Here is an 833-nt window from a genome sequence, read left to right as displayed (position 1 = left end):
CGGGCGTAGGAGCCCGGGTAGGGCTGGCCGAGGCCGTCCAGCAGGTCCGCGACGCCCCGCCAGGTGCCCGGGTCGGACCCCGCGGTGGTCCGGGCGTCCTCGGCGGAGCACATGGCCTCGTAGCTCGCGATCACCCCGCGCAGCGCGGGGGCGGAGCGGTCCCCGCGGTCGACGAGGTCGCGCCGGTGGCGGCGCAGCCGTCGCAGCCCGCTGGCGTCGGGGGGACGTCCGGCGAGGACGGCCTGGGCGTGCGCGCGGGCACCGTGCCAGAGCAGCGGCGCGACCGCGAAGACGTCGTCGACGCCGGACTCGACGACGTCGAGCCCCTTCCCGACGTGGGCGAACGCCAGCTCCGGGTTGCCCCGCCACATCTCCAGCCCGGCGCGCAGGATCAGCAGCGGCAACCGCTGCTTGGGCAGGCCCGCCGACCCGGCGATCAGCTCGGCAGCGGTGAGGTCGACGTCGGAGCCGTCGAGGTCGCCACGGCCCATCCGCAGCCGGGCGCGGGCCAGGCGCAGCTCCAGCATCTGCGCCCCGGACGGGGCGGCCGACCATGCCGTCGCCACCTCCCGCTCGGCCTCGTCCCAGGCACCGGCGCGGAACAGCCCGTTCGCCGCCACCACCCGCAGCGACACCGACGAGGTCCGGCCCAGCCCCAGCCCGGCCATCCGCTCGGCTCCCGCCCGGGCCGCGGCGACGCCGTCGTCCAGGGCGTTGAGCGGGCCGGTCAGCAGCTCCGCGCGCCGGGCCAGGCACTCCCCCAGCGTCTCCGGGTCGCCGTCGGCCTCGGCGACGGCGACGGCCTCGGTCAGCGCGTCGAGTCCGGCGGCGCC

Annotated in this window: 1 protein-coding gene; it reads right to left on the bottom strand. The window is 78.5% G+C overall.

Translation table 11 applies throughout. The annotated features are described in order from the left end of the window. Positions 1–833 (bottom strand): hypothetical protein (locus GTW08_RS18640; protein WP_202417377.1); only part of this gene is annotated, 833 nt, incomplete at both ends.

It is taken from the genome of Pseudonocardia sp. SID8383 (genome assembly GCF_009864975.1).
Classification (GTDB): Bacteria; Actinomycetota; Actinomycetes; order Mycobacteriales; family Pseudonocardiaceae; genus Pseudonocardia; species Pseudonocardia alni.
The sequence above is the reverse complement of the archived record's forward strand: the minus strand, read 5'-3'. Positions and strand labels throughout refer to the sequence as shown.